The 19,428-nt window shown below is 72.1% G+C and carries 22 protein-coding genes; 5 read left to right on the top strand and 17 right to left on the bottom strand.

The genetic code is table 11. The features are described 5' to 3' along the window. Positions 1-7: 7 nt before the first annotated feature. On the bottom strand, positions 8-805 hold the full coding sequence (locus tag JTN19_RS10710; RefSeq protein ID WP_206932221.1) for a sulfotransferase family 2 domain-containing protein: 798 nt from the start codon (positions 803-805) through the stop codon (positions 8-10). Between the two features lie 72 nt (positions 806-877). Between JTN19_RS10710 and JTN19_RS10705 the strand changes: the two genes are divergently transcribed. Next, positions 878-2,131 (top strand): MFS transporter, encoded by a 1,254-nt coding sequence (locus tag JTN19_RS10705; protein WP_206932220.1) that lies wholly within the window; start codon positions 878-880, stop codon positions 2,129-2,131. Positions 2,132-2,167: 36 nt separating this feature from the next. Here JTN19_RS10705 and JTN19_RS10700 read toward each other — a convergent pair whose 3' ends face one another. The 8 genes from JTN19_RS10700 to JTN19_RS10665 form a co-directional block, all read right to left on the bottom strand. Continuing rightward, positions 2,168-2,641, bottom strand: a complete 474-nt coding sequence (locus JTN19_RS10700; protein ID WP_206932219.1) for a DUF2939 domain-containing protein — start codon at positions 2,639-2,641, stop codon at positions 2,168-2,170. A gap of 359 nt (positions 2,642-3,000) precedes the next feature. Further along, positions 3,001-3,651 (bottom strand): ABC-type transport auxiliary lipoprotein family protein, encoded by a 651-nt coding sequence (locus JTN19_RS10695; RefSeq protein ID WP_206932218.1) that lies wholly within the window; start codon positions 3,649-3,651, stop codon positions 3,001-3,003. After that, a complete protein-coding gene (locus JTN19_RS10690) occupies positions 3,648-4,652 on the bottom strand; it encodes an MlaD family protein (RefSeq protein WP_206932217.1) in 1,005 nt (334 codons plus the stop codon). The genes JTN19_RS10695 and JTN19_RS10690 overlap by 4 nt, the downstream gene beginning before the upstream one ends. Positions 4,653-4,655: 3 nt before the next feature. Beyond that, the gene (locus JTN19_RS10685) at positions 4,656-5,447 is read right to left on the bottom strand and encodes an ABC transporter ATP-binding protein (RefSeq protein ID WP_206932349.1); all 792 of its coding nucleotides are present in this window, start codon (positions 5,445-5,447) and stop codon (positions 4,656-4,658) included. Beyond that, positions 5,447-6,550: an ABC transporter permease gene (locus tag JTN19_RS10680; protein WP_206932212.1), complete on the bottom strand. Its 1,104-nt coding sequence runs from the start codon at positions 6,548-6,550 to the stop codon at positions 5,447-5,449. Before JTN19_RS10680 ends, JTN19_RS10685 begins: the two co-directional genes overlap by 1 nt. 34 nt (positions 6,551-6,584) lie before the next feature. Then, positions 6,585-7,364, bottom strand: a complete 780-nt coding sequence (locus tag JTN19_RS10675) for a TrmH family RNA methyltransferase (RefSeq protein WP_206932210.1) — start codon at positions 7,362-7,364, stop codon at positions 6,585-6,587. Beyond that, positions 7,345-8,358, bottom strand: a complete 1,014-nt coding sequence (locus tag JTN19_RS10670; RefSeq protein ID WP_206932208.1) for an Ldh family oxidoreductase — start codon at positions 8,356-8,358, stop codon at positions 7,345-7,347. The genes JTN19_RS10675 and JTN19_RS10670 overlap by 20 nt, the downstream gene beginning before the upstream one ends. Positions 8,359-8,417: 59 nt before the next feature. After that, a complete protein-coding gene (locus JTN19_RS10665; protein ID WP_206932204.1) occupies positions 8,418-9,395 on the bottom strand; it encodes a Bug family tripartite tricarboxylate transporter substrate binding protein in 978 nt (325 codons plus the stop codon). A gap of 131 nt (positions 9,396-9,526) precedes the next feature. On the opposite strand from JTN19_RS10665, the gene JTN19_RS10660 reads away from it, so the two are divergent. Then, positions 9,527-10,642 carry a serine hydrolase domain-containing protein gene (locus JTN19_RS10660; RefSeq protein ID WP_206932202.1) on the top strand — a complete coding sequence of 372 codons (1,116 nt, stop codon included), beginning with the start codon at positions 9,527-9,529 and terminating at the stop codon, positions 10,640-10,642. Here the strand turns inward: JTN19_RS10660 and JTN19_RS10655 are convergent. Genes JTN19_RS10655 through JTN19_RS10630 form a run of 6 tightly spaced genes read right to left on the bottom strand, consistent with a single transcriptional unit; the run spans position 10,632 to position 16,418 of the window. Next, complete coding sequence (locus JTN19_RS10655; protein ID WP_206932200.1) at positions 10,632-11,483, bottom strand: ParB/RepB/Spo0J family partition protein; 852 nt, start codon at positions 11,481-11,483, stop codon at positions 10,632-10,634. The two genes, JTN19_RS10660 and JTN19_RS10655, sit on opposite strands and share 11 nt — an antisense overlap. Then, entirely contained in the window at positions 11,480-12,298 is an 819-nt protein-coding gene (locus JTN19_RS10650; RefSeq protein ID WP_206932347.1) for a ParA family protein, read from the bottom strand. Before JTN19_RS10650 ends, JTN19_RS10655 begins: the two co-directional genes overlap by 4 nt. Beyond that, a complete protein-coding gene (gene rsmG, locus JTN19_RS10645) occupies positions 12,285-12,902 on the bottom strand; it encodes a 16S rRNA (guanine(527)-N(7))-methyltransferase RsmG (RefSeq protein WP_456315797.1) in 618 nt (205 codons plus the stop codon). The genes JTN19_RS10650 and rsmG overlap by 14 nt, the downstream gene beginning before the upstream one ends. Beyond that, positions 12,880-14,757, bottom strand: a complete 1,878-nt coding sequence (gene mnmG / locus JTN19_RS10640; RefSeq protein ID WP_206932195.1) for a tRNA uridine-5-carboxymethylaminomethyl(34) synthesis enzyme MnmG — start codon at positions 14,755-14,757, stop codon at positions 12,880-12,882. Before mnmG ends, rsmG begins: the two co-directional genes overlap by 23 nt. Before the next feature lie 18 nt (positions 14,758-14,775). Beyond that, a complete protein-coding gene (mnmE, locus tag JTN19_RS10635; RefSeq protein ID WP_206932192.1) occupies positions 14,776-16,068 on the bottom strand; it encodes a tRNA uridine-5-carboxymethylaminomethyl(34) synthesis GTPase MnmE in 1,293 nt (430 codons plus the stop codon). Continuing rightward, on the bottom strand, positions 16,065-16,418 hold the full coding sequence (locus tag JTN19_RS10630; RefSeq protein WP_206932190.1) for a (2Fe-2S) ferredoxin domain-containing protein: 354 nt from the start codon (positions 16,416-16,418) through the stop codon (positions 16,065-16,067). Before JTN19_RS10630 ends, mnmE begins: the two co-directional genes overlap by 4 nt. Before the next feature lie 127 nt (positions 16,419-16,545). Here JTN19_RS10630 and JTN19_RS10625 point away from each other — a divergent pair, with 127 nt between their 5' ends. Together JTN19_RS10625 and JTN19_RS10620 are read left to right on the top strand one after the other, a co-directional pair. Further along, positions 16,546-17,016, top strand: a complete 471-nt coding sequence (locus JTN19_RS10625; protein ID WP_206932188.1) for a methylated-DNA--[protein]-cysteine S-methyltransferase — start codon at positions 16,546-16,548, stop codon at positions 17,014-17,016. Further along, entirely contained in the window at positions 17,013-17,987 is a 975-nt protein-coding gene (locus JTN19_RS10620) for an NADPH:quinone reductase (protein ID WP_206932186.1), read from the top strand. Before JTN19_RS10625 ends, JTN19_RS10620 begins: the two co-directional genes overlap by 4 nt. Positions 17,988-18,014: 27 nt before the next feature. On the opposite strand, the gene JTN19_RS10615 is transcribed toward JTN19_RS10620, so the two are convergent. Next, positions 18,015-18,386, bottom strand: a complete 372-nt coding sequence (locus tag JTN19_RS10615) for a hypothetical protein (RefSeq protein WP_206932184.1) — start codon at positions 18,384-18,386, stop codon at positions 18,015-18,017. A 74-nt stretch (positions 18,387-18,460) separates the two neighbouring features. On the opposite strand from JTN19_RS10615, the gene JTN19_RS10610 reads away from it, so the two are divergent. Then, the gene (locus JTN19_RS10610; RefSeq protein ID WP_206932182.1) at positions 18,461-18,970 is read left to right on the top strand and encodes an AAA family ATPase; all 510 of its coding nucleotides are present in this window, start codon (positions 18,461-18,463) and stop codon (positions 18,968-18,970) included. Between the two features lie 22 nt (positions 18,971-18,992). Here JTN19_RS10610 and JTN19_RS10605 read toward each other — a convergent pair whose 3' ends face one another. Then, on the bottom strand, positions 18,993-19,412 hold the full coding sequence (locus tag JTN19_RS10605) for a CBS domain-containing protein (protein WP_206932180.1): 420 nt from the start codon (positions 19,410-19,412) through the stop codon (positions 18,993-18,995). Positions 19,413-19,428: the final 16 nt, after the last annotated feature.

The following is a 19,428-nucleotide window of genomic DNA, read 5'->3' as shown; positions in this document are numbered from 1 at the left end:
GCGGCCTTCAGGGGGTCCAGACGATGTCCTCGCCCGCCCGGGCGAGGGCGTAGTCCCAGACCCGGCGGTCGAGACGGGTGACGCGGTCCAGCTCCACCTGCGTCTCGGGCGGGATGGGCTCGTCCGGGACGGCGTAGAGGCCCGGCACCTCCTGGTCATGGCCATTGGTGCGGGGCAGGTGCGCCGGGCCGGACCAGCCCATGCGGGCGCAGACGGCGGCGTGGAAGGGGTCCAGCGCGCCCGTGAAGCCCACCAGGTCGAAGCTCGAGAGGTTGCGGCAGGCGGCCTCGACGATCTCCTCCTCGGTCAGCGGCGCCCGGTCCTTCCAGGCCCAGCGGGTGTAGACGCCCGGCGCGCGGGCCCGGCAATCCCCCGCCAGCTGCCGCGCCAGTGCGTTGTCGAAGGCTTCCAGCACCTCCAGGTGGTCGGACCGCAGGAAGTCCCGCAGGCCCAGCTCCTGGGCCAGCTGCACGCCCTCATTCTTGTGCGTGACTGATGGCCAATGGCGGCGCCAATGCTGCCAGAGGGAGACGACCCGTTCCCGGGGCTCCCGCAGCACCGTGACGGTGACGCGGGGCGTGGGCGTCAGCGCCACATGCTCGAAGCGGTAGTGGCCCGAGAAGAAACGGTAGCGCGCGATGTCCTCGGGTGGCAGCACCTCCAGGCGGTTGAGGCGCATGGGGCAGATCTCGTCTGGCGCATGATGCTTGGACAGGGCCTCATGCAGCGTGGTGCCGCCGGTGCGGGGCAGATGGAGGAAGACAAGAATGGCAGGATGGGCGCGAAGCGGGTCCGGGGCGGTCATGCAATCTTCCGCTTGGGTGGGGGGGCACAATCGGCAGAGGCTCCGCGCCGCGTCAACTCGGGGGCATGTGGCATGAACCGGCGGGAATGGGCCTGGGCGAGCTATGACTGGGCGAACAGCGCCTTTCCCACCGTCATCTCCACCTTCGTCATCGCGGCCTATTTCACCCAGGGCATCGCGCCCGACCCGGTCTCGGGCCAGGTGATGTGGGGCTGGATGCAGGCGCTGGTGGGGCTGGGCATCGCCGTGCTGTCGCCGCTGCTGGGCGCCATCGCCGATGCCGGCGGGCGCAGGCGGGCCTTGCTGGCCATGACCACGGTGCTGATGGCCATCTTCACCGCTTCCATCTGGTTCGCGCAGCCCGCGCCGGGCTACGCGCTCTGGGCGCTGGCCTCTGTGGCGCTGGCGACGCTGGCCTTCGAGGTCGGCACCGTCTTCTACAACGCCATGCTGCCCGATGTGGCGAGCCGCGCGCGCATCGGCCGCGTCTCGGGCATTGGCTGGGGGCTGGGCTATGCGGGGGGGCTGGCCTGCCTGGTGGCCTGCCTGGTGCTGCTGGTGCAGCCGGACCCGCCCCTCCTGCCGCTCGATCGCGGCGCGGCCGAGCATGTGCGCGCCACGGCGCTGCTGGTGGCTGTCTGGATCCTGGTCTTCGCCTGGCCGGTGCTGGTCTGGGTGCCCGACCCGCCCGGCGAGCGGCGCGGCTGGGGCGCGGCGGCGCAAGCGGGGCTGGCGGAACTGCTGGCGCTGATCCGCCGCCTGCCCGCCCGGCCGCCCGTGCTGCGCTTCCTGCTGGCGCGGCTGTTCTACACGGATGGGCTGAACGTGCTGTTCGTCTTCGGCGCGGTCTTCGCGGCCGGCGTCTTCGGGATGGGCTTCGAGGAGATCCTGCTCTTCGGCATCGCGCTCAACGTCACGGGCGGCATCGGCGCCGTGGCGGGCGGTTGGGTGGAGGAGCGGATCGGGGCCAAGACCACCGTGCTGCTCTCGCTGCTGGCGCTGATGGTGGTGGGCGGTGCCATGCTGCTGGTGGAGAGCAAGGCGGTGTTCTGGGTGCTGGGCGTCAGCCTGGGGCTGTTCTTCGGCCCGGCCCAGGCGGGGTCACGCAGCCTGATGGCGCAGCTGGCCCCCCCGGCCGAGATGGCGGCGCATTTCGGGCTCTTCGCGCTTTCGGGCCGCGCCACGAGCTTCCTCGGCCCCGCCGCACTGGCCATCGTGACCGAGGCCACCGGCAGCCAGCGCTGGGGCATGGCGGTGGTGCTGGTGCTGCTGGGGACGGGGCTGGCCCTGCTGCTGACGGTGCGCGCCCCGCCGCCCACGGGTTGACCAGGGCGCGATCCGCGAAGTGCCGGATCGCCCCTCTCAGGGCCAGGGCCCCAGCCGGCCGGGCAGCTCCACCCCCACCACGGCCCATTGCAGCGCCAGCGGGTCCGTCAGGCGCAGCGTCAGCCGGACCGGCTGGTGGGGCGCATGGGGCGAGGCGAGGCTCACCTGCCACAGCCCGGGCGTGATGGGCCAGGCCTGGCGCATCGCCTGGCCGAAGCCCGTGCCCCCCTCGGGCGGCAGGTGATGGGCCAGGACGCGCGCCAACCCCTCGGGCGAGGCAAGCCGGTCCGCCAGCGAGGATCGCAGCTCTTCCAGGAAGGCCGGCGGCGGGCCGGTGAGGTGGGTGGACGCGATCTCGGTCAGCCGGGCCTCGATGCCGGGGCGCAAGAGCGACCAGTCCACCCGCGAGGCCAGGGTGGCCGGGTCGGCGCGCTGGACCGCGACGGCGAATTGCACGGCCGAGGCGATGGGCGAGCCCAGATAGAGGCACACCAGCGCCAGCAGGGCCATGGCCGAGCGGCGCCAGCCCCAAAGGCGGCGTGGCAGAAGGCCCGAGACAAGGCGCCAGGGCCGGCGGGGCGCGGCCGGGCGGCGAGGCGGGAGGGACGGCCGGGGCGGAGGGGCGCTGGGCGGGCGTGGCGCCCCCCGGCCGGCCGTGCGCCGGTCGTAGTCACGCCACACCTCGTCCCAAAGATTGCGATCCCGACGGATATCCGCGGTCATGCCCCCGGTTCCGCCCGGCACAGGCGGAGCGAAAGGGCGACCCACAAGGGGCTGGCAGGCGGATGGGCCCTGTCAGGCATTCACGTCTCTCCGGCGGAAGATTGTCTCGGCCAGTGAGATTTAAGGGGGAGATCCTGACGTATTCGTTAACGCCGTCTCGATTCTGGAATGTTGGAGATGATCCAGGCCTCCATCTCCGCGAAGACGCGGCCCAAGGCGGCGGTCATGGCGGCCGCCTGGGCCAGGCCCGCCTCCTCCGGCGTGCTCGCGGCCAAGGGCGCGGTGGCGGTGAAGCTGCGTTGCGCGAGCACCTGGACATCGCCCAGGGCGCCCGTCTCCCGCAGCAGCAGGGCGGCGACGCCGGCGCGGGCCTGCCCCTGGGCGGGCAGGGCCTCCAGCGCGGTCAGTTCCGCCTCCATCACCAGCGGCGTGGGCAGCCGCGTGCCGGGCGCGGCCACCGCCGAGAAGCCACCGCCGGCGATGAGCCATTGCCGCAGCGCGGCCTCGGCCAGTTCGGCGGGTGGGGCCAGCCATTCCTCATAGAAGGCGATGTCCAGGGTGCCATTGGCGGCAATGCGCCGCAGCCCGCGCACCTCCTGCCCCGCGGCGGGGCGCATCGTCCGCAGCAGCAGCACCTGGCCGGTCGCGGGCGGGCGCGGCAGGCCGGCGGGGCGCTCGGGCGAGAGGGCATGGCGCCGCGTGGGCACGAAGGGGCGGTCGGGCAGCACGGAGCAGCCGCCGAGGCCGACGAGCCCCAGCAGCGCGCCCCGGCGCGAGGTGGCGAGGTGGCGCGTCATCGGGGCGGCGGCGCGCCAAGGAGGGTCTGGGATGGCGAGCGGCGCAAGGCTTCCGTGGTCTCCCGAAGGTTGGCGGTGGTGGAGCGCAGGTCGCGCAGGATGGGGGCGAGTTCGGCCTGCAGGTCCGTCGTGGTGCCGCGCGCGGCCCGCAGCGTCGTCTGGATCTGCGTGATGGTGGCCGGCAGGCGCTGCGTGGTCTCGCGCAGGGCCGCCGTCGTCTGTGTCAGCGCGGCCAGTGTCGCGCGCAGTTCCTCGCCTTCCAGGATGCCGCGCGTGGCGGTGGTGGTGGCGCGCAATTCCCGCATGAGACCAGGAACGTCGCTGGCAGTCACCACGTTGCGTGCCTCGCGGACCAATTCCTGCAACTCGGCCATGGCCGGGCCCACATCCACCCCCTGCGCCACGCGACGCAGGTCTGTCAGCAGCCCATCCAGGTTGGACGCGAAGGCCACGATGTCCACGTTCTCGATCTGGCGCATCACGAGTTCGAGGGTGGATTGCGCCTGCGCCACGGTGGAGGGGGTGGCGGGGATGAAGTCGAAGCGCGGCGTCCAGGGCAGGGTCGGAACCGGCGAGCGCATGGGGTCCACGAAGTCCAGCTCGATATAGACGACGCCCGTGATGCCCTGGCTGGCCAGCCGGGCGCGCAGGCCCTGGGCCACGGCGTCCTGGGTGCTCGGGATGTCGCCCACGCGGTCCAGGGCGACGGCGAAGCGCACCACCACCAGCTGGAAGGCGCCGGCGAAGGCCTGGCCCTCGGACCGCCGGTATTCGGAGGAGGCGAGGCGGATTTCCGTCACGCGGCCGATGGCGACGCCGCGGTAGCGCACCGCGGAGCCGACCTCGAGCCCCTGCACGCTCTCGCGCAGATAGGTCTCGAACAGCGCGTCCTGCGATCGGATGCGGTCGCGCGTCAGGAACAGCACGAAGCCGACCGCGAGCACGAGGCCGGTCAGGACCAGCAGGCCGACGGAGAACTGGGTGCGGCGGGACTGGGGCATGCGTCAGACCCCCGCCCGCGCCTCGCGCCGGAAGAAGGCGCGGACGGTGGGGTGCTCGCTCTCGTCGCGGAGATGCTTGGGGTTGCCCTCGGCGATGAGGCCGCGCGCCTCCTTGTCCAGCATGATGCAGCGGTCCCCTATGGCCAGGATGGATTGCAGTTCGTGGGTCACCACCACGAAGGTGGTGCCGGTCTCCCGCGCGAGCGAGAGGATCAATTCGTCAAGCCCCGCCGAGGTGATGGGGTCCAGCCCCGCGCTGGGTTCGTCCAGGAACAGGATTTCCGGGTCCAGCGCCATGGCGCGGGCGATGCCGGCGCGCTTGAGCATGCCGCCCGAGATTTCCGCCGGCAGGCGATCGGCCGCGTCGGAGAGGCCGACGAGGCCGAGCTTGGCCATGGCGATCATGCGCCGCGCGGCCTCGGGCAGCTTGGTGTGGGCCTCGATGGGCAGCATGACGTTCTCGGCCAGGGTCAGGCTGCCCAACAGCGCGCCCGACTGCCACATCACGCCGATGCGGCGCAGCAGGGCACGGCGGGCGGCGCCCTCCAGCTTCGCCATCTCCTCGCCCAGCACCGTCATGGTGCCGGCGGAGGGCGGCATCAGCCCGATCAGCAGCTTCAGCAGGGTGGACTTGCCGCAGCCCGAACCGCCGAGGATGACGAAGACCTCGCCGCGGCGGACCTCGAAGGTCACGTCCTGGAAGACGGTGTTGGTCCCGAAGCGCATTGCGACGCCCTCGGCGGTGATGACCGCGTCGGCCTTGGCCTTGTCCATGGCGGCCTTGTCCTCCGCCATCACCAGCCCAGCCTGAAGAAGAGCACGGCGAAGATGCCGTCCAGCACCACCAGCGCCACGATGCCGCCCACCACGGCGGCGGTGGCGGCATCGCCCACGGCGCGCGGGCCGCGCCCGGCGGCAAGCCCCGCCTGGCAGCCGATATAGCCGATGGCCAGCCCGAAGATGGCCGCCTTGCCCAGGCCGCCCACGATGTCGCCCAGCGACATCCATTGCACCAGCTGGTTCATCACGGCCGTCGGCGGGAAGCCCAGCGTCGCCATGACGAAGCCCATGCCGATGAGGCCGGTCACGTCCATCACCAGCGCCAGCACGGGCATGACCAGCATGGCGGCGAGCACGCGCGGCAGCACCAGCCAGGCCATGGGGTCCAGCCCCATGGTCCGCAGCGCGTCCACTTCCTCGTTCACCCGCATGGTGCCGAGTTCGGCCGCATAGGCCGAGCCGGTGCGCCCGGCCAGGATCACGCCGGCCAGCAGCGGCCCGAGCTCGCGGGTGAGCGAGATGCCGACCAGCTGCGGAATGAAGATTTCCGCCCCGAACTGCCGCATGGGGATGGAGGATTGGAAGGCCAGGATCACGCCGATCAGCACGCCCAGCAGCACGCAGAGGCCGAAGGCGCGGGTGCCGGCCTCGTCCAGGTGGCGCAGCACCTCCACCCAGCGCAGGCGCCAGGGGCGGGGGGCGAGGGCGGCGGCGGTCATGGCCGTCTCGCCCAGGAAGGTCAGGCGACCGCGCAGATTGCGCGCCAGGCCCAGCACGCCGGCCCCGAGGCTGGTGATGGGCCGGAAGGGGGCGCCGGGCTTGGGCGGACGAGGCTCGCCCAGGCCGGAACGGAAGCGGCGCAGCACGCCGGCGGCCGTCGCGTCCTCCGGCTCACGCCACTCGGCCTCCTGCCCCGCCACGGAGACGAGCAGTGCCGCCCCCGCGGAGTCGAGCGCCGTTATGCCGCTCGCGTCCAGCAGGATGCGGGATTGGCCATGGCTGGCCCCATCGCGCGCCTTGTGCGCCTCATTCCAGAGGCGCGCGGCTTCCGTGGCGCTGAGGCTTCCGGTGAAGCGGAGCCTGGTGGCGCCGCCCGTGCTGTCGGCCTCGAAACTCATTCGCAGGTGCAAATGGGGCGTGAGGGTCGGCGGATCAAGCTTTGGCGCCGCCCAGGGCATGCATCAGCACGGCGCTGGCGGCGGCCACGTTCAGGCTTTCCACGAGGCCGCTGCCGGCCAGCGTCACGCGGGCCTCGCAGCAGGCCAGCACCTCGGGCGAGGGGCCGCTTTCTTCATTGCCCAGCACCAGCGCGATGGGCTTGCGGCGGGGCAGCGCCTCGGGCGGCTGACCGCCGGCCGCCACGGCCGCCGTGACGAGCAACTGGCCCGAGAGGCGGCGCAGCAGGCTCGGCAGGTGCTCCGCGCGGAAGATGGCCATGTGCTCCAGCCCGCCCTCCGAGGTGCGGTAGGCGGCGTCGGACAGGTCCGCCTGCCGCGGATCATCGGAGAGGATCATGGCCTTGGCGCCGAAGAAGGCGGCACCCCGGGCGATGGCGCCAAGGTTGTGCGGGTTGCCGATGCCGTCCAGCACCGGCAGCACCGGGCCCGCGAAGACGATGGCGGGCGGCGGGTTGGGCATGGGCAGCGCGCGGCGCGGCTCGGCCAGCGCCACGATGCCACCATGGTGCTCGGTGCCCGCGATGCGGGTGAGTTCGTCGTCCAGCACCTCGCGATAGGCCTTGTGGTGACGCGCGAGATAGCGGCAGAGCGGGCCGGCCACGGGGCGGCGCTCGGCCAGGTAGTGCAGGCGGATGACCGCCTCCGGCCGGCGTAGGAACAGGGCGCGCACGGCGTTCACGCCGCAGATGCGGGCGGGTTCCGGGCGGCGGGGACGGGGCGCCTCGCCCCAGCCCTCAGGAATTTGCGAGGGCATGGAGTTGGTCCAGCACCGCCTGGGGCACGGCGAGGCCCTGGGTGATGGCGTTGGCACGCAGGATCTCGCGGCGGGCGCCGGGCAGGCGGACGCCCTCGTCGGCCAGCATGGCGGTGATCAGTGCCTCGACACGGTCCAGATAGGCGGCATGGCCGGCCAGCGCGCCGGGGTCCACCGCCAGCAGGGCGTGGCCCAGGCGCGGCGGGTTGGAGGAGGGGGCGAAGAAGCTGTCGGCCTCGAAGCCGAAGGCGGCAGCCCCCAACGAGACGCAGAGCAATTCCACCACCAAGGCGAGCGCCGCGCCCTTGGTGCCGCCCATGGCGAGCATGGCGCCATCCAGGGCGGCCTTGGCGTCGGTGGTCGGGTTGCCCGCCGCGTCCAGCGCCCAGCCCTCCGGGATCGGACGGCCCTCCTTGGCGGCGACCATGATCTTGCCGCGTGCGACCTCGGACAGGGCCAAGTCCACCAGCAAGGGCGGCCCCTTGCGGCGGGGGAAGGCGGCCGCCACGGGGTTCGTGCCCAGCAGCGGGCGGCGGCCGCCCGGCACCGGCATGGCATAGGGTGAGTTGGTGAAGGCGAGCGCCACCAGCCCGCGCTCGGCCAGCCGCCGCACGGGCAGGGACATGGCGCCCGCATGGTGGCTGTTGGTGACCGTGACGAAGCTGACGCCATGGGCGGTGGCGCGGGCTTCGGCCTCGGCCTCGGCCATCGCCAGGGCGGGGTAGGCCAACCCGTTGCCGGCATCCACCAGGGCGGCGCCGCCACGCTCGGCCGTCACGCGCGGGATGGCGTCGCCCTTGGCGCGGCCCTCGCGCAGATAGCCGGCATACATGGCCACGCGGGAGAGGCCGTGCCCGCCCTGCCCCTCGGCCTCGGCGCCGACCAGGGCGGCGGCGGTGAGGCGGGCCATCTCGGGATTCGCGCCCGCGGCGGAGAGCGCGCGGGCGGCGAGGGTCTCGGCTTCGCCGAGGCTCAGGCGTGGCTGGTCATTCATGCGCCCTGTTCAAGCGCGGATGGGCCGCCACGTCCACTTGCGAAGCGTATCGGGCGCGGTCAGGCATCCACGCGGATGTTGGCCTCGCGCACCAGTTGGGCCCAGCGGTCCACCTCCTGCGCCATGAAGCTCTTGGAGCGGTCGGGGTCCCAGCCCAGCACGTCGAAGCCGCCTTCTTCCGCGCGGCGGCGGGTGTCCGCGTGCCGGATGGCGGCCTGGGTGGCGCGGCTGATCTCGGCGAAGATGGGCGCGGGGACGGCGGCGTTGGACAGCACCGCGGTCCAGTTGGTCATGGTGAGTTCTGGCGCGCCCGCCTCGGCCACGGTGGGCACGTCGGGGATCAGGCGGTGGCGTTCCGTGCCCGTGGTGGCCAGGGCGCGCAGGCGGCCGCCCTGGATCTGGCCCAGGCATTCCGGAAGGTTGGAGACGATCAGGTCCAGGTTGCCGCCGGCCAGGTCCGTCACCGAGGGCGCGCCGCCGCGATAGGGCACATGGGTGATGTTCGCGCCGGCGCGCGAGGCCTGGCGGAACAGCTCCAGCCCGAGGTGCGGGGGCGAGCCATTGCCGGAGGAGCCGCCATTCATGGTGCGGCCGCGGGCCTGTTCCATCAGCTCGGCCAGGGTGCGCGCGGGGTTGTTCGCGTTCACCACCACCACCAGCGGCAGGGAACCGAGCACCGAGACGGGCGCGAAGTCCCGCATCAGGTTGTAGGGGGCGTTGGGGAAGAGCGAGACATTGACCGTGTGGGTCATGGTGATGGCCAGCAGCGTGTGGCCATCGGGCGGCGACTTGGCGGCGGCGTCGGCGCCGATCAGCGCGTTGCCGCCGGCGCGGTTCTCGACCACCACGGGGCGGTTCCAGGTGTCGGACAGGCGCTGGGCCACGAGGCGCGCCATGATGTCGGTCAGCCCCGCCGGCGGGAAGGGCACGATGTAGCGGAGATTGCGGTCGGGGAAGGCCTGGCTCTGGGCCTGGCTGGTGAAAGGCAGGGCGGCAAAGGGCAGCGCCGACAGCGCCGCGCGGCGGGTCAGGGACATGAATTCCTCCATTCACGGCGCTTGCTGCGCCGCTTTGGGTGTCAGCATGGCAGGGGGGGACGGGGGCGCCAAGTCCAAAGGCTTCCCGACGGCTCGCCCTGGGTGGAGGATGACGGAAGGAGGATGATCCCATGACCGTGCCCTTTCCCCTGCCTGAAGCCAGCCCGGCCGAGCTCGGCCTTGATCCGGGGCGGCTTGAGGCGCTGTGCGCCCGCATCGAGGCGGACATCGCCGCTGGGCACCATCCCGGCGCGCAGCTGGCCATCGCGCGGCACGGGCGGCTTGCGCTGCATCGCAGCTTCGGCGAGGCGCGGCCGGGGGTGAAGGCGACGGCGGAGACCCTGTGGCTGCTCTATTCCAACACCAAGGTGCTGACGGCCGCGGCGCTCTGGCTGCTGGCGGAGCGCGGCGCGCTGCGCCTGAGCGACACGGTGGCCGAGCACCTGCCGGGCTTCGAGACGGGGGGGAAGGGCGCCATCACCTTCATCGAGCTGCTGACGCACCAGGCGGGCTTCCCCAGCGCCGAGGTGCCGCCCGCAGCCTGGGAGGACCCGGCGAAGCTGCGCGAGGTGGTGTGCGGCTTCAGCCTGGAATGGGCGCCGGGGAGCCTGGTGCGCTACCACCCGGCCTCGGCCCACTGGGTGGCGGCGGCCGTGATCCGCGCCGTCTCGGGCGAGGACCATCGCGCCTTCCTGCGCCGGCACATCATCGAGCCGTTGCGACTGGAGCGCGAGCTGTTCGTGGGCCTGCCCGAGGCCGAGGTGCCGCGCGTGGCCGACATGCGGGACGTGGACGGGACGGTTCGGATGCTGGAAGGCAGCCTGGCCCACCGCGCCGCCGGCATCCCGGGCGGCGGCGGCTATGGCACGGCGCGCGCCATGGCGGCCTTCTACCAGGCGCTGCTGGGCGGGGGCGCCTTGGCGGGGCGGCGCATCCTGTCACCGCGGACCATCGAATACGCCGTGCGGAACTACACGGGCGACCGGCCGGACGAATACAACGGCATGCCCATGCACCGGGGCCTGGGGCCGCATTTGCGCGGGACGACGCCGGCCATCCGCGGCCTGGGCGCCATCGCGCACCCCTCCACCTTCGGCCATGGCGGCGTGGGGTCTTCCTATTGCTGGGCGGACCCGGCCTCGGGGGTGAGCTTCGCCTTCCTGTCCAACACGCGGCAGAGCGAGGAATTCCACGGGCCGCGCATGGACACGCTCAGCACCATGGCGCACGCGGCCATCATTTCGTGAGGAGGCGGACGATCCCGTCGAGCTGGTCCAGGTCCTTGTAGGACAGGACCACCTGCCCCCCGCGCGGCCCGTGCTTGATGGCGACCTTGAGGCCCAGATGCGCGATGAGCTTCTGCTCGATCGCGCGGGTGTCGGCGTCGGAGCGGGGGGCGCGCGGGGCCGGGGGCAGGTTGCGGCTGGCGGCCAGCGCCTCGGCCTGGCGGACGTTCAGGCCGCGGTCCACCACCTGCAAGGCAAGGCCCACCGGGTCCTTGGCGGTGAGCAGGGCGCGGGCGTGGCCGGCGGTCAGCGCGCCCTCGCGCAGCAATTCGCGCACGCGGTCGGGCAGTTGCAGCAAACGGAGGGTGTTGGCGATGTGCGGGCGGCTCTTGCCCACGGCACGGGCCAGCGCGTCCTGTGTCAGGCCGAACTGCTCGACGAGGCGGCCATAGCCTTCGGCCTCCTCCAGCGCGTTCAAATCCTGGCGCTGGAGGTTTTCCACGAGGCCGGCGGCCATGGCTTCGCGGTCCGACAGGTCGCGCACCAGGGCCGGCACTTCGTGCAGCCCGGCGGCCTGGGCGGCGCGCCAGCGGCGTTCGCCGCCAATGATCTCGAAGCGCTGGCCACGGCTGGATTTGAGCGGGCGCACCAGGATGGGCTGGAGCACGCCATGCTCGCGGATGGAGCCGGCGAGTTCGGCGAGCGCCGCCTCGTCCATCGCCTCGCGCGGCTGGAAGGCGCCGGGTTCGATGGAGGCGATGGGGAGGAGGCGCAGACCAGGCGTATTGGCCCCGGTGCTGGCCGCCGCGGCGTCGCCCAGCAGGGCTGAGAGGCCGCGGCCCAAGGCGGGGGGCTTGGTCATGCGGTCGCCTCCTGGCGGAGCCGCGCGCGGTGGCGGCGAAGAAATTCGGCGGCGAGGCGGGTGTAGGCGTCGGCGCCTGGCGAGCGTGGGTCATAGAGCGTCACGGGCAGGCCGTGGGAAGGCGCCTCAGACACGCGGACATTGCGGGGGATGATCGTCTCATAGACCTGCTGCTTGAAGAAGCCGCGGACGTCGTTCTCCACCGCCTCGGAGAGGTTGTTGCGGCGGTCCAGCATGGTCAGCACAATGCCTTCGAGGCGCAGCGCGGGGTTGAAGCCGCCGCGCACCCGCTCCAGCGTCTGCATGATCTGGGACATGCCCTCCAGCGCGTAGAATTCCGCCTGAAGGGGGACCATGACCGCCTCCGCCGCCACCAGCGCGTTTAGGGTCAGCAGGCCGAGTGAGGGCGGGCAATCCAGCAGCACCCAGTCCACGCCGCGCAGGCGCTCGGCGCCGGCTTCGATGGCGCTCTTCAGGCGCGATTCACGGCGGGACAGGTCGGCCAGTTCGAGCTCCGCGCCGGCCAGGTCCTGGTCGGCGGGCACGAGGTGGAGGTTCTTCACGGTGGTGGGGCGGATGACCTCTGCCAACGGGCGGCCATCGATCAGCAGGGCATAGCTGCCCGCGCCGCGCTCCGCCCGCGCGACGCCAAGACCCGTGGAGGCATTGCCCTGCGGGTCCAGGTCGATCAACAGCACCTTCTGCCGCGCGGCGAGGGCGGCGGCCAGGTTCACGGCGGTTGTGGTCTTTCCCACGCCACCCTTCTGGTTGGCGAGGGCAAGGATGCGCGGCGGCGGGGTGTCAGACGACTTCAGGGCGAATCTCGCTCAGCCGGAAAATGGTGGCGGCGGCGTCCGTCCGGCTCGCGAACCGCTCGACCTGCATAAACCAATGCGGCGCGGCGGCCGTCAACTCCGCTTCAGCGGTTCTGCCCTTTGGAAAGACGGCAACGCCGCCTGGAGCCAGCAGGCGCGCGGCATGCGGAAGCAGATCCGTCAGCGGCGCCAGGGCGCGGGCTGTGAGGACGGTCAGGGGCGGCAGTGGCGCGGCCTCGATGCGGCGAGGGTGCACGTGCACATGGGGCAGGCCAAGCTGGCGCGCGGCCTCGATCAGGAAGGCGGATTTGCGCCGATCCGATTCGACGAGATGCGTTTCCTGGGCGCGCCCGATGGCGATGACGAGGCCCGGCAACCCGCCGCCGGAGCCAAGGTCTGCCAGCGGCCCGTCGGGCAGCAGCGGGAGGAGCTGCCACCCATCCAGGATGTGGCGTTGCCACAACACGTCCTCTGGCGCGGCCGCCACGAGATTGATGCGACTGTTCCAGTCCAGCAGCAGCCGAAGATAGGCGCGCAGCCGCGCCTCTGTTTCACGTGAAACAGGGTGCTCGGCGGGCGGCTCAGGCTGTTTCACGTGAAACACGCATCTGGCGACGGAGATGGACCGCAAGTGCGGCCAGGGCCGCGGGCGTCACGCCGGGAAGGCGGCCGGCGCTGCCCAGGGTGGCGGGTCGTGCGCGGTGCAGTCGGTCGCGCATCTCGTTGGAAAGGCCGGCGATGGCGGCGAAGTCGATGTCGGGCGGGATGGCCAGGGCCTCCTCGCGTTCCAGCATCGCGCGTTCGGCCGCGTGGCGGTCGAGGTAGGGGGCGTAGAGGGCCTCGGCCTCAAGATAGGAGCGCACACGTGGCGGCAGGTCCCCGAGCCAGGGGAAGAGGGCCTCGATCGTCGCGCTGGCAGCGGCTGGCAGCGCCAGCACGTCGAAGAGGCTACGCCAGCGGCCGTCCTGGTTGATGGGGATGCCGGCGGCCAGGTACTGCGCGGGCGTCGCGCCTTCGGCGCGGGCGCGGGCCAGGGCATCCTCCGCCGCCCGCGCAAAGGCTTGGTGAGCGGCGGCGCGGGCGGGGCCAACACAGCCCCAGGCCAGGCCATGGCCCGTCAGCCGCATTCCCGCATTGTCCGCCCGCAGGCTCAGCCGGTATTCGGAGCGCGCGGTCAGCATGCGGTAGGGTTCGCTGACGCCGTGCAGGGTCAGGTCGTCCACCAGCACGCCCAGATAGGCGTCGGCCCTGGTTAGCGTCGCCGGCGTATCCCCGCCGCCCGCGCGATGCGCCGCGTTCACGCCGGCGAGTAGCCCCTGGGCCGCGGCCTCCTCATAGCCCGTGGTGCCGTTGATCTGCCCGGCCAGGAAGAGGCGCGGCAGGGCGCGGCATTCCAGCGTGGGCCACAGCGCGCGCGGGTCCACATGGTCGTACTCGATGGCGTAGCCGGGGCGCAGGATGGTGGCCCGCTCCAGCCCGGGAATGCTGGCCACGAGAGCCGCCTGAACCTCCTCAGGCAGGCTGGTCGAAATGCCGTTGGGATAGACCGTCGTGTCATCCAACCCCTCCGGCTCCAGGAAGATCTGGTGCCGGGGCTTGTCGGCGAAGCGCACCACCTTGTCCTCGACCGAGGGGCAGTAGCGCGGCCCCACCCCCTCGATCCGCCCGCCATAGACGGCCGAGAGGTGCAGGCTGCCGCGAATGATCTCATGCGTGCGGGGGGTGGTGTGGGTGATGCCGCATTCCACCTGGCGGTTGGTGATGCGCTCCGTCATCCAGGACAGAGGCTCCGGCTCCGCATCGCCCGGCTGGGACTCGAGGGCGGCCCAGTCGATGGTGCGGCCATCCAGCCGTGGCGGCGTGCCGGTCTTCAGCCGCGCCAGCGGCAGGTCCAGGCGCTCCAGGGCCAGGGCCAGCCCCACCGCCGGCGCCTCGTCCACGCGCCCGGCCGGAATGCGCCTCTCGCCGATATGGATCATGCCGCGCAGGAAGGTGCCGGTGGTGATGACCAACGCGCCGCAGCCGATGCGCCGCCCCGCCGCCGTCAGCACGCCCGACAACACCCCGTCGTCCAGCAGCAGGTTCTCGGCCGGGTCACCTAGCAAGGTCAGGCCCGGCGTCTCCGCCAGCAGCGCGGCCACGGCCTGACGGTAGAGCTTGCGATCCGCCTGGGCGCGCGGGCCCCGCACCGCTGGGCCCTTGCTGCGGTTCAGCAGCTTGAAGTGGATGCCCGCTGCATCGGCCGCGCGGCCCATGATTCCGTCCAGCGCGTCCACCTCCCGCACCAGGTGGCCCTTGCCGATGCCGCCAATGGCCGGGTTGCAGGACATCTCGCCCAGCTTGGCCGGGTCATGGGTCAGCAGCAGGGTGCGCGCGCCGCAGCGCGCGGCCGCCGCCGCCGCCTCGCAGCCGGCATGGCCGCCGCCCACCACCACCACGTCATAGCGCATGTCGAACATGCGGGGCCTATAGCACCGCTACTTGCCGATGCAGAACTCGCCAAACACCAAGTCCAGCACCTGCTCCACATCCACCCGCCCCGTCAGGCGCGACAGGCCCCTCAGGGCGCCGCGCAGCGCCTCCGCGCGCAGCTCCGGCATGAGCGCTAAAGGCAGGCGGTCGAGCCATTCCACCGCCTCGCCCAGTGCCGCGCGGTGGCGGGGGCGGGTCAGGCCGGCCGCCTCCGAAAGCCCGGCCCGGTCCCGCACCGCCGCCTCCAGCGCCACGCGCAGCGCGGGCAGCCCGGCGCCTGTGTAGGCCGAAACCGCCAGGGCGCCTGAAAGCGGCACCCCGCCCAGGTCGGCCTTGGTGGCGACCATGATCGCGTCCGGCCCTTGCAGCGCCAGGGTGGCGGCATCCGGCGCCGCATTGCTGGCGAAGGCCAGCAGGCGCAGATCAGCGGCCTCGGCCCGCGCCAGGGCACGCCGCACCCCTTCGGCCTCGATCTCGTCCGCCGTCTCGCGCAGGCCGGCGGTATCGGCCAGCGTGACCGGTACGCCGCCCAGTTCGAGGCGCACCTCCACCACATCGCGCGTGGTGCCGGCACGGGCGGAGACGATGGCGGCCTCGCGCTCCGCCAGCGCGTTCAGCAGGGAGGATTTTCCCGCATTCGGTGCGCCCAGGATGGCCACGGCCACGCCCTCGCGCAGGCGTTCGCCGCGCGGCGCCTCGGCCAGCAGGGCGGCCATTTCCGCGCGCAAGGCCAGGGCATCGGCCGTCACCTGGGCATCGAGGTCCGAGGGCAGGTCCTCCTCCTCGAACTCGATGAAGGCTTCCTGGCGCGCCAGCAGCCGGGTCAGGCGCGCGGCCCATGCCGCATGGCGCGCGGCCAGCCCGCCCTCGGCCTGGCGCAAGGCCTGGCGCCGCTGTGCCTCGGTCTCGGCCGCGATCAGGTCCGCGATACCCTCCGCGGCGGTCAGGTCCAGCTTGCCGTTGAGGAAGGCGCGGCGCGTGAATTCGCCGGGCTCGGCCGGGTGCAGGCCCAGCGCCACCAGCGCCTCCGCCACCGCCGCCACCACGGCCGGGCCGCCATGCAGGTGCAGCTCCGCGCTGTCCTCGCCGGTGTAGGAGGCGGGGCCGGGGAACCACAGCACCAGCGCTTGGTCCAGCACCACGCCGCCATGTCGCAACCGCCGCAGGCTGGCCATGCGCGGTGTCGGCAGTCGGCCTGCCAGGGCTTCCAGCGCCGCGCCCGCCCCAGGCCCCGAGACGCGCATCACCGCCACCGCCGCCCGTCCCGCCCCGGAGGCGAGGGCGAAGATCGTCCTCATGCCTTCGGCGGCGGCACGTCCTTCTCGGTCAGCATCAGCCGCGTGACGCGCCCGCCCGCCACGAGATGCGCCGAAAGGATCTCATCCACATCCGCCTCCGTCTGCGGGCGGTACCACACGCCTTCCGGATAGATGACGACGGCCGGGCCGAACTCGCAGCGATCCAGGCAGCCCGCCATGTTCACGCGCACGCGCTTCAGGCCCAGTTCCTTCGCCCGCGCCTTCATGTAGTCGCGCAGCCTTTCGCTGCCCGCGGCCGCGCAGCTGCCGCGTCTGTGGCCGTCCGGGCGGCGGTTGCAGCAGACGAAGACATGCGCGTCGAAGTAGAGCGGGGGGTCGGCCTCGGCCATGGCAAAGCTCCTGCGTTCCCTTTGCATGTAGCGGCGCCATGCCCCCGCGCCCAGGCCTTGAAAACCCCCGCTTGACGCGCGCCCCCGGGGGGTGCTGCATCCCTCCGTCACTGCAATCTTGGGAAACATGCCTCAGCTCTCGCTGATGACACCGCTGGGTGAACTCACCCTCTCGGAGGAGGACGGCGCCCTTGTCGCCCTCGACTGGGGGCGGGGGCGGGACCAGTCGACCACACCGCTGCTGCGCGAGGCGAGGGACCAGCTGCAGGACTATTTCGACGGGCGCCGGCTGCATTTCCAGCTTCCGCTGGCGCCGCACGGCACCCCCTACCAGCGCCGGGTCTGGGCGGCGCTCACCCGCATCCCGCCTGGCGAAACCCGCAGCTATGCCGACATCGCGCGCGAGGTGGCCTCCGTGGCCCGCGCGGTGGGCCAGGCCAATGGCGCGAACCCCATCCCCATCCTGATCCCCTGCCACCGCGTCGTGGCGGCGGGCGGGAAGCTGGGGGGCTATTCCGGCCTCGACGGCCCCAACACGAAGCGCTTCCTCCTCGACCATGAGGCGCGCCATCTCAATCCAGGAGCTTCCGCCCCGTGAACCACAGCATCCGCATCCATGAGCATGGCGGCCCCGAGCAACTGGTGTGGGAGGAGGTGCCGCTCCCCGCGCCCAAGCCCGGCGAGGCGCTGGTGCGCCACAAGGCCGTGGGCCTGAACTTCATCGACGTCTATTTCCGCACCGGCCTCTACAAGTTGCCCAACCTGCCGGCCACCATCGGCATGGAGGGCGCGGGCGTGGTCGAGGCCATCGGCGAGGGCGTGACGGAAGTCGCCGTCGGCGACCGCGTGGCCTATGCCTCCGGCCCCGTCGGCGCCTATGCCGAGGCCCGTACCATCAAGGCCGACCGCCTGGTGAAGCTGCCCGAGGCCATCGGCTTCGAGGACGCGGCGGCCATGATGCTCCAGGGCATGACGGCGCAATACCTGCTGCGCACCACCTACCGCGTGAAGGCCGGCGAGACGATCCTGGTGCACGCGGCGGCCGGTGGCGTCGGCCTCATCATGTGCCAATGGGCCAAGCACCTGGGCGCCACCGTCATCGGCACCGTCAGCACCGAGGCGAAGGCCGAACTCGCCCGCGCGCACGGCGCCGACCATGTCGTGCTGACGAGCGAGGACCTGCCCTCCGCGGTGAAGAAGATCACCGGCGGCGCGATGGTGCCGGTGGTCTATGACAGCGTGGGCCGCGACACCTTCATGCCCTCGCTCGACTGCCTGGCGCCGCTGGGCTTCATGGTCAGCTACGGCAATGCCTCGGGCCCCGTGCCGCCGATTGATATCGGCGTGCTGGCCGCCAAGGGCTCCCTCTACCTGACGCGCCCCACGCTCGCCTCCTACACCGCCAAGCGCGAGGATCTGGTGGCGGTGGCGAACGACCTGTTCGACGTCGTCGCCAAGGGTGCGGTGAAGATGAACGTGAACCAGCGCTACAAGCTGAAGGACGCCGCCCAGGCGCACCGGGACCTGGAGGCGCGCAAGACCACGGGCAGCACCGTCCTGCTGCCCTGAAGCGAGCCTGAAGCGCTCGCGGCCCCGTCAGGCTTCGGCGCGCTTCGCCGCGCGCCGCAGCACCGCGCAGAGCCGGGAAAAACTCAGCCAGAACGCGCCATGGCCCGGCGCGTCATCGGCGCGGCCATTCACCAGCGGCTCACCCCGCCGGAGCAGGCCCAGCCGGGATTCGACGCGGCCGCGCATGTTCTCCAGGAAGGCGTCGGTCGCGGAGAGATATTGCTCCAGCACCTCCGCGGTGATCTCGATCTCGGCATTGGACCGGCCGGCCGTGGTGAACCTCTTCAGCCCGCGCGTTTCGGCCAGCAGGGTCAGGTGCAGCTTGTGCAGTTCGGTCAGGTGGCGGGTCAGGCGCGTTCGCGCCTCCCGCACCTCCTCCGCCGTGGTGTCGCCGGTCATGGTGTCCTCCATTTCCGGGCGAGCGTGCGGCCGCGGGCTTAACGGACGCTTATGATCCTTCAAGGAACGCCACCATGCTCATCGTCTTCAGCGGCCTGCCGGGAACGGGCAAGACCACGATCTCGCGGGAGGTCGCGCGTCGCCGCCAGGCGATGCACCTGCGCATTGATGTGATCGAGCAGGCCATCCGCAACGCCGGAGTGCTGGCGGGCGAGGTGGGCACCGCGGGCTACGCTGTTGCCAATGCCCTGGCCGAGGCCAACCTCGCCGCCGGCCTGCCGGTGGTGGCGGATTGCGTGAACCCTGTCCGGGAAAGCCGCGCGGGCTGGCAGGCGGTGGCGGCACGAACGGGCGTTCCGCTGGTGCAGGTGCTGGTGGTCTGTTCCGACGCGACGGAACACCGCCGCAGGGTCGAGGAACGGGTGTCGGACGTGCCGGGCCTCGTCGCCCCGGATTGGCCCGCGGTGACGCGGCGCCGGTTCGAGGCTTGGGACGGGCCGCATCTCCGCCTCGATACGGCCGAACTCAGCCCTGGAGAGGCCGTCGCGCGTGTCGAAGCCCATCTTGACGCCATGCGGGGGTGACCGCCGTGGCGAGGCGGCCGCGCTACCGGATCACCTCGAAATACCCCGTTTCCTCGTCCATGCGCCCATGCTCCTCCGTGCGGAAATCATAGCGCGAGACGATGCCCAGCACCCTTCCCTCCTCCACCACCGGCAGGTGACGGAAGCCGCCATCATTCATCAGGCGCAGCGCCTCGATGGCACGGTCCTGCGCGCGGAGCGTGGTGGGGGACTTGGTCATCACCTGGCCGAGCGCGGTGCGGGCCGGGTCCATTTCGCGCGCCAGGCAAAGCACCGCGTCGCGCCCGGTGAAGATGCCGGCCAGCTTGCCATGTTCCACCACCAGCACCGCGCCCACGCGGCGACGGTGCATGGCGATGCAGGCCTCCTGCACGGTGGCGCCCGGTGGCATGGCCAGCGGGTCCTGGTGGCGGACCATCTCCGCCATGGTGCGTGTCTTCATGTCTTGGGCCCTCCCG

The sequence above is a fragment of the Roseococcus thiosulfatophilus genome, from assembly GCF_017311575.1.
GTDB lineage: Bacteria > Pseudomonadota > Alphaproteobacteria > Acetobacterales > Acetobacteraceae > Roseococcus > Roseococcus thiosulfatophilus.
Note: the sequence above shows the minus strand (reverse complement) of the source record. Positions and strands in the feature narration are given on the sequence as shown.